Source organism: Halalkalibacter sp. AB-rgal2, from assembly GCF_041821005.1.
In the GTDB taxonomy this organism is placed as follows: Bacteria; Bacillota; Bacilli; order Bacillales; family Bacillaceae_D; genus Halalkalibacter.
In genome coordinates this window covers 72,681-89,254 of the sequence record NZ_JBGUAV010000010.1, presented here as the reverse complement: position 1 = coordinate 89,254, position 16,574 = coordinate 72,681, and the positions used below count along the sequence as shown (strand labels likewise).

Annotated in this window: 14 protein-coding genes; all 14 read right to left on the bottom strand. The window is 39.5% G+C overall.

What is annotated here, in order from left to right; all coding sequences use genetic code 11:
* Positions 1-91: 91 nt before the first annotated feature.
* The 14 genes from hflC to ACERJO_RS10285 all read right to left on the bottom strand — a co-directional run bounded on the left by hflC (position 92) and on the right by ACERJO_RS10285 (position 16,528).
* Positions 92-1,027: a protease modulator HflC gene (hflC, locus tag ACERJO_RS10350; protein WP_247104746.1), complete on the bottom strand. Its 936-nt coding sequence runs from the start codon at positions 1,025-1,027 to the stop codon at positions 92-94.
* Positions 1,020-1,982, bottom strand: coding sequence for an FtsH protease activity modulator HflK (gene hflK / locus ACERJO_RS10345; RefSeq protein ID WP_247104745.1), 963 nt, complete (start codon positions 1,980-1,982; stop codon positions 1,020-1,022). The genes hflC and hflK overlap by 8 nt, the downstream gene beginning before the upstream one ends.
* Before the next feature lie 472 nt (positions 1,983-2,454).
* Entirely contained in the window at positions 2,455-4,227 is a 1,773-nt protein-coding gene (gene pnpS / locus ACERJO_RS10340) for a two-component system histidine kinase PnpS (protein WP_373647403.1), read from the bottom strand.
* Entirely contained in the window at positions 4,220-4,933 is a 714-nt protein-coding gene (locus ACERJO_RS10335) for a response regulator transcription factor (RefSeq protein WP_035342483.1), read from the bottom strand. Before ACERJO_RS10335 ends, pnpS begins: the two co-directional genes overlap by 8 nt.
* A gap of 325 nt (positions 4,934-5,258) precedes the next feature.
* Positions 5,259-6,203: a malate dehydrogenase gene (gene mdh, locus ACERJO_RS10330; RefSeq protein ID WP_247104742.1), complete on the bottom strand. Its 945-nt coding sequence runs from the start codon at positions 6,201-6,203 to the stop codon at positions 5,259-5,261.
* A 188-nt stretch (positions 6,204-6,391) separates the two neighbouring features.
* A complete protein-coding gene (gene icd / locus ACERJO_RS10325) occupies positions 6,392-7,660 on the bottom strand; it encodes an NADP-dependent isocitrate dehydrogenase (RefSeq protein ID WP_247104741.1) in 1,269 nt (422 codons plus the stop codon).
* An 87-nt stretch (positions 7,661-7,747) separates the two neighbouring features.
* Positions 7,748-8,866 carry a citrate synthase gene (gene citZ, locus ACERJO_RS10320; protein WP_247104740.1) on the bottom strand — a complete coding sequence of 373 codons (1,119 nt, stop codon included), beginning with the start codon at positions 8,864-8,866 and terminating at the stop codon, positions 7,748-7,750.
* A gap of 193 nt (positions 8,867-9,059) precedes the next feature.
* Positions 9,060-9,455: an FxsA family protein gene (locus ACERJO_RS10315; protein WP_247104739.1), complete on the bottom strand. Its 396-nt coding sequence runs from the start codon at positions 9,453-9,455 to the stop codon at positions 9,060-9,062.
* A 134-nt stretch (positions 9,456-9,589) separates the two neighbouring features.
* Positions 9,590-11,344, bottom strand: coding sequence for a pyruvate kinase (gene pyk, locus ACERJO_RS10310; protein WP_247104738.1), 1,755 nt, complete (start codon positions 11,342-11,344; stop codon positions 9,590-9,592).
* Positions 11,345-11,523: 179 nt separating this feature from the next.
* A complete protein-coding gene (gene pfkA / locus ACERJO_RS10305) occupies positions 11,524-12,483 on the bottom strand; it encodes a 6-phosphofructokinase (RefSeq protein WP_247104796.1) in 960 nt (319 codons plus the stop codon).
* A gap of 279 nt (positions 12,484-12,762) precedes the next feature.
* On the bottom strand, positions 12,763-13,740 hold the full coding sequence (accA, locus tag ACERJO_RS10300; RefSeq protein WP_247104737.1) for an acetyl-CoA carboxylase carboxyl transferase subunit alpha: 978 nt from the start codon (positions 13,738-13,740) through the stop codon (positions 12,763-12,765).
* Positions 13,730-14,593 (bottom strand): acetyl-CoA carboxylase, carboxyltransferase subunit beta, encoded by an 864-nt coding sequence (gene accD / locus ACERJO_RS10295; protein WP_247104735.1) that lies wholly within the window; start codon positions 14,591-14,593, stop codon positions 13,730-13,732. Before accD ends, accA begins: the two co-directional genes overlap by 11 nt.
* A gap of 34 nt (positions 14,594-14,627) precedes the next feature.
* Positions 14,628-15,269 (bottom strand): FadR/GntR family transcriptional regulator, encoded by a 642-nt coding sequence (locus ACERJO_RS10290; RefSeq protein WP_373647402.1) that lies wholly within the window; start codon positions 15,267-15,269, stop codon positions 14,628-14,630.
* A 17-nt stretch (positions 15,270-15,286) separates the two neighbouring features.
* Complete coding sequence (locus tag ACERJO_RS10285; protein ID WP_247104732.1) at positions 15,287-16,528, bottom strand: NAD(P)-dependent malic enzyme; 1,242 nt, start codon at positions 16,526-16,528, stop codon at positions 15,287-15,289.
* Positions 16,529-16,574 lie beyond the last annotated feature (46 nt).

The window sequence follows — 16,574 nt, the reverse complement described above, 5'->3', positions numbered from 1 at the left end:
TCATAGTTATTATATTTCATAGCACGGTTACACATTAAACGAAAAGAGAGAAAATCACACATCATGATTTCCTCTCAACGTAACCCTTTCTTTATTCAATATATCCTAATAGTATGCGTGCATACGGAGAATCAGCAGGAAGAACGATAACTGTTTCATCATTAATCGTCGTTTCATAAGATTGTAACGTTCGATATAACTGATAAAACTCGGTATCTTGGCCAAATGTCTCATTATAAATACTAGCAGCATCGGCTTCCCCTTCACCAATAATTTCATTTGCATCAGCATTAGCTGTCGCAATCATCTCCTGTACTTCCCGATCCGTCTCAGACTCAATTCGATTTGCTTCCGCTTCACCCTGTGACAAATATTCTTGAGCTGTCGATTCACGCTCAGAAATCATTCGACGATAGACAGCTTCCTCATTTTCAGTAGGTAAATCCGTACGCTTCATTCGTACATCTGTGATACTAATTCCGTAATTTGAACGTTCAAGTGCTTCATTCACACGATCACGTACAAGCTCATTAAAGCTACCACGTGACGATTTCTCTTCATTAATAATTTCATCAAAATCAAGCTGTCCTAGCTCTGCTCGAATGGCGGAAAAAATTTGCTCCCCCATAATAGCTTCTGCACGCTCAAGTGTGACCGCCGTCGAAATCATCGCTTGTGGGTCATCGACTCGCCAAACGACATAATGATCAGCTAACATTCGCTTTTTATCCCGTGTATTAATTTCAGCCGGAGGGATATCATAGATCATTTGATACTTAGGAACAGAAGTGACTGATTGAATAAATGGAATTTTGTAGCTTAAACCGGGATCCTCTTCAATACGTACCACTTCTCCAAACTGTCTAACAACTTTGTATTCGCCTTGCTCTACAATAAATAAATTACTTATAATCGTCACAACAATCACAATAAGAAGAACTAATACTGCACCTAACTTCAAATAACGGCGCCATTCCTCGCCAGATTTCTTCTTTTCATTAAGGTCAACAATATTTTCATCACTCATTATTTGTGCCTCCTTCCGCAGCTGGTGCCTGTTGCTGCTGACGCTCAAGAGGGCGAATAGGTAAGTAATTCACCGTATCATTTCCGTCCATGATGTAAATTTCAGTGTCAGGTAACACTTGATCGAGTGTCTCTAAAATGAGTCGTTGTCGTGTAACTTCCGGATTAACGATATATTCATTATAAAGAGCATTAAACTTAGCAACATCACCACGAGCAGTTTCAATTCTTTCCGTTTTCGTTCCTTCAGCACGAGAAATAATTGCGTCAATTTCCCCTTGCGCTTCATTCACTTCCTGATTACGATATCGTTCAGCTTGGTTAATTCTCGTTAATCGCTCCTCACGAGCGTCTGTCACCTCTGTAAAAGCACGTCTTACTTCCTCAGTAGGTAGCTCAACATCTTGAAGCCTAACATCTTGAATACTAATACCAATATCATAGATTTCAAGTAAATCGACTAGGTTGTCAAATACCTCTGCCTCAATTTCTGGTCGTTGGTCTGTTAGTGCTTCGTCTACAGTCGAACTCCCTATAACACCACGTAATGAAGCAGAGGTCGCATTATATAATAGATCCTCTGGTTCTTTTGTACTGAATAAATACTTTTCAGGGTCGGTAATGCGCCATTGTACAGCCAAATCAGCAAATAGAATATTCTCATCTCCTGTGATCATCTTTGCCTCATCTGTAAATTCAATGACCTCACCGCCATCCTCCTCATAACCAACTTGTAAGTTATACGTTCCACGTGACAATATTTCGACCTTCTGAATCGGCCATGGTAATTTAAAGTTTAGTCCAGGCTCTGTCACCGTATCCTCAACTTTACCAAATGTAATAACTGCTGCTTGCTCCGACTCATCAACGATATACCAGCCGGTCACTAAAAATAATACGAGTATAGCTGCTGCTATAGTGGAAACAAAACCTATAATGATTTGCTTTACCGTCATCTAACCATCCTTTCTTTCATCGTTTACCATTTTAATATACGTGTGACTAAAATCATAGGTTTCAAACAATTAAACTTTTCTATTTTTTATGTTCATCTTATAGAAGCGGTGTTCCTTTTTTGAATAGCCTTAAGTGATAAGCGTAGTCGCCACATTTTTTAAAAGTCTTGTGGTGAGTGGATTTCTGACCACAAGGCGCTTATCGAACGGGACCATTGTTACATAGTATAGAACCCTTTTTAAACATGCTCTTATAGAAAAAGAGTTTTTAACAAAAAAATAGAACGAAAGCAACTGGGAAGCTTTCATTCTTAATGGGGATATAAATCCTTTGTAGCAGCTTGTTCCACAAAGGAAACTAACCGTTCATTTAACAGTATAGCTCCTATATGTAAACTACAAATGAATATCATGTAAATTTTGTGTAAATCGGTTAATATCCGAAGTAAAAACATGACTTCACACGTCAAATTTAAGAATTCTTCTCTCTTTTTTTATTAAAGATAATCGAAAAGGTCGTTCCTTTTCCAAGCTCGCTTTCCACATTGATTTTCCCTTCATGTGCTTCAACTAAATGTTTCACAATGGCAAGGCCTAAACCAGTTCCTCCCGAATGACGACTTCTCGCAGGATCTACTCGGTAAAAACGCTCAAAAATCCGTGGCAATACGTCTTGACTAATTCCAACACCTGTATCACAGACTCGAAGCTGAACTACCTCTTCTGTACAATTGACCTTAACATTAATACTACCGCCGTTTGGTGTATACGTAATCGCATTATGAATTAAATTAATAATAATTTGCTTAATTCGCTCTGGATCACCCTCAAATTCACAATGCTGTTCACTTACAAATTGAAGATCAATCTGTTTTTCCTTTGCTTTTTCTCTTAGAAGCTGAGCCACATCATCAATAATGTTATTTAAATCAACATCTTGCCAATGTAACTGAAAGACATCTTTTTCAATTCGTGAAAGCTCTAATAGGTCATGAATAAGTCGTTGTAATCGGTCGCTTTCCTTATTAATAATATTCAAAAACTTAATCCGTAGTTCCTCGGATTCCATCGCACCATCTAGAAGTGTTTCAGTAAATCCTTTTATTGAGGTAACAGGAGTTTTTAATTCATGCGACACATTTGCGACAAAATCCTTTCTGATTTGCTCTAGTTTCTTCAACTCAGTAATATCATGTAAAACGAGAGCTATCCCCTTCAATCTCCCATGATTACTAATAATCGGTGCTCCATGAACATCAAAATGCCTCATTTCATACAAAACAGGGAAGCTAACTTGCTTGCTTTGCTTCTGCTCGGTAATAAAAATGTTTTGAATAACGCGAATTAATTCTTTATGCTTAATAACATCGTGATATAGTTCATTTAACCATACATCGGTACGTTCCCCGAAAATCTCATCGCATGTCCGATTAATTAAAGAGATATCTCCCCTCATTCCAATTAGCAATAAGCCACTCCCCATATTTTCAATTAATGTTTCCATATGTTCTTTTTGTACTTGGTGACGTCGTGTCAGCTGCTCTAAATTATAAGCCAATACATTAATTGATTTAGTTAGTAAACCGATTTCATCATGTTTACTTTCATATGTCCTCGCTTTAAAATTACCCTCAGCCAATTCAATCGCAACGTTCGTAGCATTTTCAACCGGCCTAATCATTTGGTCAGCAATGCGATATGTAATATACACCATTACGAAAAAAGCAATTGTAAAACACACGAGAATAATCGTCCAAATGGTGCCACTCATTCCATGAATATCACTTGTCGACAATCCTAACCTCACATAGCCAGCAACATTATCATGTTCCATAATTTCGACTGCATAATAAAGTAATTCATCTTGCACGGTATGACTAAAACGGATCTCTGTTCCCTCGTCACCGACTAACAAACCTTGAATTTCTGGCCTTTCCAAATGGTTATCCATCATTTCAGGATCAGTAGCTGATTCACCTATTACTTCACCGTCTGGAAACAAAATCGTTACTCGTGCTTCAAGTTTATTGGAAATTTTCTCTGCCAAAGTCTGCGCTCTTTCTCGACTTAACGGTTCTTCCTCTAACATATAAGCAACTAATTGTGTCTCTTTTTCAATACGTTCCTTTACATGGTTCATATAATAATTTTCATATATTTGACCAATCACAAACGCCAAAGAAGCCAATACACATAAAATGACGAGTAGAACCGAAAATACGAGTTTATAGCGAAGCTTATGCATCTAGTTGTGGCTCCTCTAATTTATAGCCTAAGCCACGAATCGTTTTAATATATATCGGTTTTTTCGTTGAAGGTTCAATCTTCTCGCGTAAATGACTAATATGAACATCGACAATACGTGTATCCCCAACAAATTCATAATTCCAAACAGCATTTAATAATTGATCTCGTGTTAAGACACGTCCCTTATGATTAAAAAGATATAGTAAAAGTTCAAACTCTTTTGGCGTGAGCTCTAATGATCTTTCCTTATAAAATACTTCATAGTTATCAGGGTATAGCTTTACATCACCACATACTAAATAGTCGTCACTAGCTTCAGCTTCATCAACAATTTTCGTTTGCGCTCTTCTTAAAATCGCTCTTACTCTAGCAACGACTTCACGAGGGCTGAAAGGCTTGGTCATATAGTCGTCTGCCCCTAGTTCTAGCCCTAACACCGTGTCAAATTCATCATCCTTTGCCGTAAGCATTAAGATCGGAATTTGCACCTTATTCTCTCTAAGTTGTTTACAGACATCAAGACCATTCACCTCAGGTAGCATTAAATCAAGTACCATCAAATGAAATGACTCAGCTTGAGCAATTTGCAATGCTTTAGCACCATCATTTGCCGTCACAACTTCATAACCAGCTTGCTCTAAATTAAATTGCAACAACGTTACAATCGATTCCTCATCGTCCACTACCAAAATACGCTGGCTCATACATTCTCCTCCAAACTCCAACAAACTTAGATTGTAACGGTTAGTGATATCCCATTTTTCTTCTCTATTTACCCATTATTCTACTACTTCTGTGTGAAGAAAAGCAACCGTCTATCGTTTCATGTGAAAACTCTGCCTATAACGGTGTTCTTCCTTATCTAGCTCCAGCAAAAAGTATGATTCCTTCACCCAAATTGTTGTCCTACTCTTTTCAAAACCCCCTTCGCATAAAGCGTGGCCACTGAAAAAGTCCAAATTAATTAAAAAGTTAAAAACCCAACTTTTTCAGTGCTCTTGCATAAAGCAAAGGGGGGCTGGAAAACCTCTATTCTTTCGGTAAAGCCTTCATGACATTCCGGACTGAATCAACTGATTTATCTAACGCCAATTTTTCATCTTCGGTTAAATCTAGTTCAATCACCTTTTCTATTCCGTCACCACCTAGAACAGTTGGTACACCTAAGTACAGATCTTTATAGCCATATTCACCTTCCAGATACGCAATCGTCGGTAAGATACGCTTCTTATCCTTTAGAATAGCTTCAACCATTTGTGTCAGTGAAGCAGCCGGAGCGTAATATGCACTTCCATTCCCTAACAAGCTAACAATCTCACCGCCCCCTTTACGTGTACGTTCAACGATTGCATCAATTCGATCTTTTGAGATAAGTTTATCAAGAGGAACTCCACCTGCAAAGGAATAACGGATCAACGGAACCATATCATCACCATGACCACCTAGAACAAACCCAGTAATATCTTCAACCGAAACTTGTAATTCTTGTGCAACAAAAGTACGGAAACGAGCAGTATCTAGCACTCCAGATTGTCCGATAACACGATTCTTCTGGAAACCAGATTCTTTATAGACGGTGTATGTCATAGCATCAGCAGGATTCGTTAATACAATGATATAGCAGTTGGGTGAATACTTAACCACCTGCTTCGTAACAGATTTCATAATTCCAGCATTCGTACTAACGAGGTCATCTCGACTCATTCCCGGCTTCCTTGCAATACCTGCCGTTATGACGACCACGTCTGAATCCTTCGTTTCTTCGTAGCTAGATGTCCCAATGATAGTAGAGTCCGTTCCTGTAACAGGTGTTGACTCAAGCATATCTAATGCCTTTCCTTTTGTTGAATCTTCATTTTGCGGGATATCTACTAATACAACATCTCCTAATTCCTTTTGGGCCACCATCAATGCAGTAGTAGCTCCAGTGAAGCCCCCACCGATAACAGAGATCTTTCTACGTTTAATCGCCATGCTTTGTTCCACTCCTCTTCATTAAATTAGAAAAAACACGCAACAGTAGAGCATCGAGATAACATTCTCCACTATTAACTTACGTATTCAAAGTGAAATATTGCATCATTTTTATGAAAGAAGCAGCTCCAAAAGGGGGTTACCCAATTGGAACTGCCAAGCTTTTTAAGAGCTTTTCAACCACGCTCTTAAAGATTTTTAATTAATTCATTAGCAAAGCCTGAGCATGATACTTCAGTCGCTCCATCCATTAAACGAGCGAAATCGTATGTGACAACTTTACTTCCGATTGTTTTATCCATTGAATTCATAATAAGATCAGCGGCTTCATTCCAACCTAAGTGACGAAGCATTAATTCCCCTGAAAGAAGAACAGATGAAGGGTTTACCTTATCTAATCCCGCGTACTTAGGTGCAGTACCGTGAGTCGCTTCGAAAATAGCATGTCCAGTGTCATAATTAATATTAGCACCTGGTGCAATTCCAATTCCACCTACTTGAGCAGCAAGTGCATCAGAAATGTAGTCACCATTTAAGTTCATCGTTGCCACAACATCGAACTCTTTAGGACGAGTTAAGATTTGTTGCAAGAAAATATCAGCAATAGAATCTTTCACGATGATCTTACCCGCAGCTTCAGCTTCAGCTTGTGCTTTATCAGCCGCTTCACGGCCTTCAGCCTCAACAATCTCATCATATTTAGCCCATGTAAATACTTTTCCACCAAATTCACGCTCAGCCACTTCATAGCCCCAAGACTTAAATGCACCCTCCGTAAATTTCATAATGTTACCTTTGTGCACAAGTGTAACACTCTTACGTCCTTCATCAAGTGCATATTGAATAGCTGCTTTCACAAGACGTTCTGTTCCTTCTTTTGAAACTGGCTTAATACCAATACCAGATGTTTCAGGGAAACGAATTTTCGTAGCACCCATTTCATTTTGTAAGAATTCAATCACTTTCTTTGCTTCATCCGTACCTTCTTGGAATTCAATTCCTGCATAGATATCCTCTGAGTTTTCTCGGAAAATAACCATGTTCGTATCCTCAGGACGTTTAACTGGTGAAGGAACACCTTGGAAGTATCGTACTGGGCGTAAGCACGTATACAAATCCAACTCTTGACGTAAAGCAACATTTAATGAACGAATCCCACCACCAACAGGAGTTGTTAAAGGGCCTTTAATCGCAATAATATATTCACGAACCGCTTCTAATGTTTCTTCAGGTAACCAAGAGCCCGTTTCGTTAAATGCTTTCTCACCAGCAAGAATCTCTTTCCACTCAATCTTCTTTTCACCGTTATATGCTTTTTCAACTGCTGCGTCAATAACACGTGAAGCCGCTGCCCAAATGTCAGGACCTGTCCCATCTCCTTCAATAAATGGAATCACAGGATTATTTGGTACGTTTAACACACCATTATTTACTTTAATTACTTCTCCGTTTGCCATAATTACTTTCCCTCCTAATAATAATTAAGCCTATCCAACTTTTAATCTATGTACAGAGGGAGACAATAGCTCCCTCTCCGTACTCCATTATGAACGTTGAGCCAGTGGTACATAACTTCTTTTTTCGGGACCAACATATTCCGCACGTGGACGGATGAGACGATTATTGCTGTATTGTTCTAAAATGTGAGCCGTCCAACCAGACGTACGACTTACAGCAAAAATTGGTGTGAATAAATCACTCTTTATCCCTAAACTATGGTACACGCTTGCTGAGTAAAAGTCTACATTCGGCAGTAAACCTTTTTCAGTTGTAACCATTTCGTTAATCTTTGCTGACATCTCATACCACTTTGTTTCACCTGTGATTTCAGTGAGACGTCTTGACATTTCCTTCAAGTGTTTAGCACGTGGATCGCCATTTTTGTATACACGATGACCAAAGCCCATAATCTTCTCTTTATTATCTAGTGCTTTGCGTATATAAGGTTCCACATTCTCTACTGTTGCAATTTCCTTTAACATGTTCATAACGGCTTCGTTTGCGCCACCATGCAAAGGTCCTTTAAGAGCACCAATTGCAGACGTTATACCTGAATACATATCAGATAAAGTCGCTACACAGACACGTGCAGTAAACGTGGATGCATTTAACTCATGGTCAGCATGTAGAACTAAAGCCTTATTGAATGCATTAATGGATATCTCATTTGGTTCTTCACCAGTGAGCATATAAAGGAAATTAGCAGCAAATCCTAAATCCTTACGAGGTGACACAGGTTCAAGGCCGTCACGCACTCGAGAAAACGCTGTCACAATCGTAGGAATCTTTGCTTGAATCTTAATCGCCTTCAAACGATTTGCTTCCGCATCCATTACATCAGCATCTCCATCGTAAAGAGCTAAGCTTGAAATAGCAGTACGCAAAGCTGCCATTGGATGAACCTTATCAATTGGATAAACCTTAAATTGATTAATTAGCTCTTGAGGAATAGGTGCATGGTTACTTAATTCTGTTTGCAACTGACGCAATTCCTCTTCATTTGGTAAATGACCGTTCCATAATAAGAAGATAACCTCTTCAAAGCTAGCATTATCTGCTAAATCATCAATGTCATATCCTTGGTACGTTAAGACACTTTCGATAATCGAACTAACACTTGACGTCGTTGCTACAATACCCTCTAGACCACGAGTAGTACTCACGTTAACCTCTCCTTTTCTCCTTTGTTGTCTTAGCCTCCACAAACTAGTAAATGCTTACATTTCTCATCATATTTACAATGGATTAAGCATCTTTTATGTACTAGAAATAACTCACATGTTCCATTATAACGATTATTCACTATTTTGTGAACGTTTTAGCTCAAACTATTTCTTTGAAGATTAATTTATCCTATTACCTTCTAGTCATAATTATAAAATTCCCATTACGAATCATCTTTTGAATGATTCTTGTAAGGAAGGCCTTCACATAGCCTCTTGTTTTAGGTATAAGCAAGAAAAAACCAAATGCATCTGTTAAAAATCCAGGCGTTAACAACACGACTCCACCTATTAAAATACAAAGTCCATCCAACATCACATTATTAGGTAGCTGCCCCTGCTGCATTTGCAATTGCGCAACCTTCAGCGCCTGTAACCCCTCTCTCTTAGCTAACCATGCACCTAAAACACCCGTCGCAATAATTAGTATAATCGTTGGCCATATTCCTAATGCATAACCGGATAAAATTAATAAACCCACTTCAAATGCCGGTACTACAATTAATAGTAAAATTAGAAATCGAAACATAATCGTTCCCTTCTTTCATTTAGCTATATATTCATTCTACCTCTAAATAGCCCTAAAATGGAAGAGAAGGTGTTCCAAAAAAGGTTACATTAAAAACCTCCTGGAACACCTCCTCCATCATAATTTGTTATTTATTATAGTACACTCGTATGTCCGCGATAAATATCACCACGGGAGCTATCTACGGTAATTTCTTCTCCCTCTTCAAACAAGCCTAAAGCTCCTTCAACTCCAACGATAACAGGAGTACTTAAATCAAGGCCAACAACTGCCGCATGTGAAGTTAATCCACCTTCTTCTGTAATAACAGCTGCTGCTTTTTCAAATGCAGGTATCATGTCCTTATCTGTGCTAAACGTAATAAGAATCGAATGTTCAGTTGTTTTTTCATTTGCTTCTTCTGCATTTCGAGCGATAACCACACGCCCCGCTGCTGTACGACGTCCTATACCTTGACCTTTAGCAACCACTTCACCAATAAGGTGAACCTTCATAATATTCGTCGTTCCAGGCTCATTAATTGGAACTCCTGCTGTAATGACGACAAGATCACCTTGCTTGATTTCACCTGTGTTCATCGCAAAGTCGATCGTTGATTCAAACATTTCATCTGTAGAAGCAGCCGATTTTCCAAGTACAGGCTTGACTCCCCATACAAGATTCAGCTTACGAATGACCTTGTCATTACTCGTTACTGCAATAATAGGAGACAACGGACGATATTTCGATACGATTCGTGCTGTATGTCCACTTTCTGTTGCTGTTAAAATCGCAGCGGCTGAAAGATTCGATGCTGTATGGGCAACTGATTGACCAATCGCACTCGTGATCGATGTTTGTGCCTCCTTTGTCTTCTTACGAAGGATCGCATCATAATTCAATGCGCTTTCTGTTCTTGTTGCAATGTTGTTCATCGTTTCAACCGATTCAACTGGATAATCACCCGCAGCTGTTTCACCTGAGAGCATAATGGCATCTGTACCATCAAAAATCGCATTAGCCACATCACTTGCTTCTGCACGAGTCGGACGTGGATTGCGCTGCATTGAATCTAGCATTTGAGTTGCCGTAATAACGGGCTTTGCTACCGCATTACAGCGTTTGATGAGCTCTTTTTGAACTAATGGAACATCCTCAGCAGGGATTTCGACTCCAAGGTCTCCACGAGCCACCATTAATCCGTCGGAGATTTCAAGGATTTCCTCGATATTATCTACGCCCTCTTGATTCTCAATCTTAGGGATTATATGAATTTCACTACCGCCATTTCCATCTAGAAGCTCACGAATTTCAAGAACGTCGGATGCACGACGTACAAATGAAGCGGCAATAAAATCGACACCTTGTTCAATACCAAATTTAATATCCGCAATGTCCTTTTCAGTAATCCCTGGCAAATTAACACTTACATTCGGTACGTTAACTCCCTTTTTATTTTTTAATAGACCATCATTTAAAACCTTTGTCACAAGTTCATTATCACGAACTTCCTTCACTTCAAGACCGATTAAACCATCATCTAGTAAAATCTTAGAGCCTGATTCGACATCTTGAACAAGATTAGGGTAAGTAACAGAAATCTTTTCTTTGTTCCCTACTACTTCTGTCATTGAAATAATCAGCTCTTGTCCAGACACTAGTTCAGCTGCTCCACCTTCAAGTGTTTGTGTGCGAATTTCTGGACCTTTCGTATCAAGTAATATCGCTACTTCTTTCCCCGTACGCTTCACGGCTTCACGAATGTTCTTAATTCGGTTACCATGCTCCTCGAAATCCCCATGCGAAAAATTAAGACGAGCCACATTCATACCAGCTTGAATTAATTGTTCAAGCTTTTCTACTGATTCACTTACAGGTCCTATCGTACAAACAATCTTGGTTTTACGCATAATTGCCTCCCATTATCTTATTCCTATTTTTTATTTTTATGAGGTGATTCAAAAAGGACGGTTTTTCCTTTTTGAATGGCCTCGAAGTAATGAGTGTCATCGCTACATCTTTTAATAGTCTTGTGGTGAGCGCTTATCTCGCCACAAAACACGTAGCAAACGGCCCCATTGTATGCTCTTTAGATTGATAATTCTTGAGATAGAGTGTACATTCCTAGGTCAATCGTATGCTTACGAGAAAGAGCTTCATCAATGTCATGGTACACTAGCTCATTTTTCTCAATTCCTACAGTGATGCCTGCCTTACCAGCAAGTAAATGGTCAACCGCTTTCGCCCCGAGTCGGCTGGCTAGCACGCGATCAAATGCTGTTGGAGAACCTCCACGTTGTATATGCCCTAATACGGTAACACGCGTCTCTAGGTTCATTTCCTGCTTAATGCGTTCTCCAAATTCAAAGCCACTTCCTACACCTTCGGCTACAACGATAATACTATGCTTCTTTCCACGATCTTGTCCACGCTTTAGGCGTGCAATTACGTCACTCATTTCATAGTCTGCTTCTGGAATGACAATCGTTTCAGCACCATCAGCTAAGCCTGACCACAATGCCAAATCACCGGCATGGCGCCCCATTACTTCAACTACGTATGTACGCTCGTGAGACGTCGCTGTATCACGAATCTTATCAATTGCATCAATGACTGTATTCAATGCTGTATCAAAACCAATTGTAAAATCAGTTCCAGGAATATCATTATCAATTGTACCAGGAACACCAATAGTCGGGAAACCATGCTCTGTTAGCTTTTGTGCGCCTCTAAATGATCCATCGCCCCCAATGACGACTAGACCTTCAATGCCAAATTTATTTAACTGCTCAATGCCTTTCTTTTGACCTTCGAGCGTCTTAAATTCTTCGGAACGAGCTGTATACAACATCGTACCACCACGGTGGATAATATCACCAACTGAGCCTAATTCCATTTTTTTAATGTCGCCATCCATTAAGCCAGCATAACCATAATAAATCCCGTATACCTCTAGATTATGATAAATTCCTTTACGAACAACAGCCCGAATAGCAGCATTCATTCCTGGCGAGTCACCACCACTTGTTAACACTCCAATTCTCTTCATATTCACACAAACCTCCTCTAATCAATCATCATATATTGCGAAAAGTTCCACAAAGCTTCTTGCTTGTGTACTTTTACCCTCAATTTTATTACACGATAACTTAACAAAATCATATCATTTTATTCGTTATAAAAACAGATCGGTTCAATATTACTATTGACATGAAGCAGGAAGCTCAAACGTATCCCGTTCTTAAAAATAACACTTTCGTTGCATAAATACAATACAGAACCTACCAATTAGAAAAACTACACCCTCACGATAGGGTGTAGTTTTTCTTTAATTTATAGGGATGGTATCGGTTACACTTGAATATTGTCCAATTTTTTTGTATTTTTGATACCGTTGTTCAATAAGGTCATCTTCACTAAGATGGCTCAATACAGAAAGTGAGCGTTCAATCACTTCATCAATCGCTCCTGCTTGTTCTTTAGTATGACGATGCGCGCCACCCTTGACTTCACGTACAACTTCATCAATTACACCTAATTTTTTTAAGTCAGGAGCAGTGATCTTCATCGTCTCTGCTGCCTTTTGAGCGAGTGAGGCATCTTTCCATAATAAAGCAGCCGCACCTTCAGGAGAAATGACGGAATACGTCGAGTTCTCAAGCATATGCAAATGATTTCCTACACCTAATGCCAATGCGCCTCCACTTCCACCTTCTCCAATGACAATACAAACAACAGGGACGGATAAACCAGCCATCTCTAGTAGGTTCCTAGCTATCGCTTCACTCTGTCCTCGTTCTTCAGCTGCTTTCCCTGGGTAAGCACCCTTCGTATCTATAAAACAAATAATTGGTCGTTTAAATTTATCAGCCTGTTTCATTAGTCGTAACGCTTTACGATAGCCTTCTGGGTGTGGCATGCCAAAATTACGATGAATATTTTCTTTTGTATCTTTACCACGTTGGTGACCAATAACGGTTACAGGAGTCCCTTTGTATTTCGCAATCCCACCAACAATCGCTGCATCATCGCCATATAATCGATCGCCATGCATTTCGAGAAAATCTGTAAATAAGTGCTCAATATAATCAAGAGTCGTAGGGCGGTCGTTATGACGAGCAATTTGAACACGTTCCCAAGGCTGTAAATTTCCGTAAATATCTAGTTCTAGCTGTTGAAGTCTCTTTTCTAATTTTTTTATTTCATCAGTTAGATCGATTTCCTTTTCTTCTGTAAAGGAACGAAGCTCGTTAATTTTATTTTTTAATTCCACAATCGGTTTCTCAAAGCCTAAATTAGTCGCCATTGGTTCCACCTCCTTGATGTAAATCTAGAATCGTCGTTAATGTCTCTTTCATTTCATTTCGTGGAATAACCCGATCAAGCTGACCGTGCTTTAATAAAAATTCAGCTGTTTGAAAGTCTTCAGGTAACTCTTGTCGAATCGTTTGTTCAATAATTCTTCGACCTGCAAATCCAATTAATGCTTTTGGTTCAGCAAAATTGTAGTCACCTAATGAAGCGAAGCTAGCTGAAACACCACCTGTTGTAGGATGAGTCATAATCGAAATAAATAATCCACCTTGTCGGTTAAGCTTCTGCAACGCAGCGCTCGTCTTAGCCATCTGCATTAAGCTTAAAACACCTTCTTGCATTCTTGCCCCACCTGAAGCTGAAAATAATATAAACGGAATTCCTTTTTCAATCGCATATTCAACAGATCTTGTAATTTTTTCACCGACGACAGAACCCATACTTCCCATTCGAAAACGTGCATCCATTACGGCCATTACAGTAGGTAAACCATTGATCGTACCATGACCTGTTACAATTGCTTCATTCAATTCCGTTTTCTTGCGGTCTGATTCTAATTTTTTTTCATATGTTGGGAACTCTAGTGGATTCTTACTAAGCATGTCCCGATTTGTCTCAACGAAAGACCCTTCGTCCATTAAACTAGCAATTCGCTCAGGTGCTGTCATTCGATGATGAAACCCACAAGAATGGCAGACAAGTAAATTCTTTTTTAATTCCTTCGTATACATAATAGTCCGACATGAAGGGCATTTTGTCATTAAGCCTTCGGGGACCTCTTGCTTTGCTCGTTCAGACGGAATCGTTGCATATTTACGCTTCTTACTCAAAAAATCTTTAAACATCTTAACACCTCACTGCTTCATCATTCTATTTATATTAAAAAGGGCTTTTTTTTAAGTGCTTCTTTAGTATATTAACAGCCAACCCATGATCTTCCTTCACTAAGGCGTGAATGATCTGTTTATGCTCAGCACTATGCTTGACCGGATCAATTGATTGAACAGCTCGTGTCATAGCAGCTTTATTATATTGGACAAGTGAATCCCAAATGTTAGTTAATAGACGATTTTGACTATTCATAACAAGCTCTTTATGGAAGGCGTAATCATCACTTGGCATCCTCTCTCTCTGCTCAGATGATTCTGCTAATTGACTTAGTCTTTCAATCTGCTCTTGTCCCATTCGTTCACACGCCAATTTAAAAGCTTCAATTTCAACTATTCTTCTTGTTTCTGAAAGATCCTGCTTCGCTTTTTCATTTTTTAAAAGAAAAGATAATAATAACTCGACTAAACGATAGCTATTCGCTGATTTCATAAACGTTCCTTCACCACGACGAGTCTCAATGAACTCTAACAATTCTAATGCCCTCAGCGCTTCTCTAACAGAAGATCTAGCGACCCCTAAACGTTCACTTAACTCACGTTCAGAGGGAAGCCGATCTCCTTCTGAAAGTTGATCAGCCTCGATGATACCTTGAATTTGTGTAATAATTTCTAAATAACGCTTTGACTGCATCGACAAGAGCCCCTCGTTTAGTTCATATCAGGCTGTATAATGGCCATTTCTGCTGTTCTCTTCGCTACTTCTTTGGGATCAGTGTGGACGGTGGCCACGCCACTATCTATGGCTGCTTTAGCAACAGCAGCTGCAACAGCTGGTGACACACGTTTATCAAACGGTGCGGGAATGACATAATTAGAGTCAAGCTCCCCTTCAATTAAGTTGGCAATTGCATAAACAGCCGCAGCCTTCATTTCTTCATTTATATCAGTTGCACGTACATCTATAGCACCACGAAACACACCTGGAAAAGCGAGCACATTATTAACTTGATTCGGATAATCGGAACGACCTGTACCAATCACTTTTGCACCTGCTACTAATGCGTCTTCAGGTGCAATTTCAGGGTTTGGATTAGCCATTGCAAAAATAATGGGCTCCGGATTCATCCTTTGAACCATTTCTTTTGTTAGAACCCCTTCAACTGAGACACCTACAAAAATGTCCGCGTCCTTTACGACCGATTCAAGCTTTCCTTTTTGCTGAGTAGGGTTTGTGAACGTTGCAACTTCTAGCTTCTGCTTATTCATCCCCTCTTGACGGCTTTTGTAAATCGCTCCGCGTGAATCACATAAAATCGTCTGCTTAGCCCCCATACTTCTTAAAAGCTTGATGATAGCTATACCAGCAGCTCCAGCACCATTGACGATTATTTTCGCTGTCTCAAGCTTTCTTCCTGTCAGCTTACACGCATTTAGTAAACCAGCTAATGTCACAATTGCTGTTCCGTGCTGGTCATCATGAAAAACAGGAATATTCATTTCTTCCTTCAAACGCCTCTCTACTTCAAAGCAATGCGGCGCAGCAAAATCCTCCAAGTTAATTCCAGCAAATGTCGGCTCAAGCTGCTTCACAGTCATGACAATTTCTTCAACCTGCTTTGTCTTAATACATAATGGGAATGCATCAACCCCAGCAAAAGACTTAAACAAGACAGCTTTCCCTTCCATAACAGGTAAAGAAGCTTCAGGCCCAATATTCCCAAGACCAAGAACAGCTGTCCCATTACTAACAACTGCGACAAAGTTCCCCTTCATCGTATATTCATAAACCTTTTCTCGATTACGATGAATTTCTTCGCAAGGATCTGCGACACCAGGAGAATAGACTAAACTTAAATCATGTGCATTCTGTACTGGCACCTTTGCTTTTGCTTCTAATTTGCCACGGTGCTTTCGATGAATTTTCAAGGCTTCATCTTTAAATGATGTCACAAGCGAACACTCCTTTTCTCATGATCGTCCATATTGGTCTGACCAC

What these genes read in the sequence shown, in the direction of transcription:
- hflC (WP_247104746.1), bottom strand. Translation starts at nt 1,027, where the DNA reads ATGAGTGATGAAAATATTGTTGACCTTAATGAAAAGAAGAAATCTGGC.
- hflK (WP_247104745.1), bottom strand. Translation starts at nt 1,982, where the DNA reads ATGACGGTAAAGCAAATCATTATAGGTTTTGTTTCCACTATAGCAGCA.
- pnpS (WP_373647403.1), bottom strand. Translation starts at nt 4,227, where the DNA reads ATGCATAAGCTTCGCTATAAACTCGTATTTTCGGTTCTACTCGTCATT.
- ACERJO_RS10335 (WP_035342483.1), bottom strand. Translation starts at nt 4,933, where the DNA reads ATGAGCCAGCGTATTTTGGTAGTGGACGATGAGGAATCGATTGTAACG.
- mdh (WP_247104742.1), bottom strand. Translation starts at nt 6,203, where the DNA reads ATGGCGATTAAACGTAGAAAGATCTCTGTTATCGGTGGGGGCTTCACT.
- icd (WP_247104741.1), bottom strand. Translation starts at nt 7,660, where the DNA reads ATGGCAAACGGAGAAGTAATTAAAGTAAATAATGGTGTGTTAAACGTA.
- ACERJO_RS10315 (WP_247104739.1), bottom strand. Translation starts at nt 9,455, where the DNA reads ATGTTTCGATTTCTAATTTTACTATTAATTGTAGTACCGGCATTTGAA.
- pyk (WP_247104738.1), bottom strand. Translation starts at nt 11,344, where the DNA reads ATGCGTAAAACCAAGATTGTTTGTACGATAGGACCTGTAAGTGAATCA.
- pfkA (WP_247104796.1), bottom strand. Translation starts at nt 12,483, where the DNA reads ATGAAGAGAATTGGAGTGTTAACAAGTGGTGGTGACTCGCCAGGAATG.
- accA (WP_247104737.1), bottom strand. Translation starts at nt 13,740, where the DNA reads ATGGCGACTAATTTAGGCTTTGAGAAACCGATTGTGGAATTAAAAAAT.
- accD (WP_247104735.1), bottom strand. Translation starts at nt 14,593, where the DNA reads ATGTTTAAAGATTTTTTGAGTAAGAAGCGTAAATATGCAACGATTCCG.
- ACERJO_RS10290 (WP_373647402.1), bottom strand. Translation starts at nt 15,269, where the DNA reads ATGCAGTCAAAGCGTTATTTAGAAATTATTACACAAATTCAAGGTATC.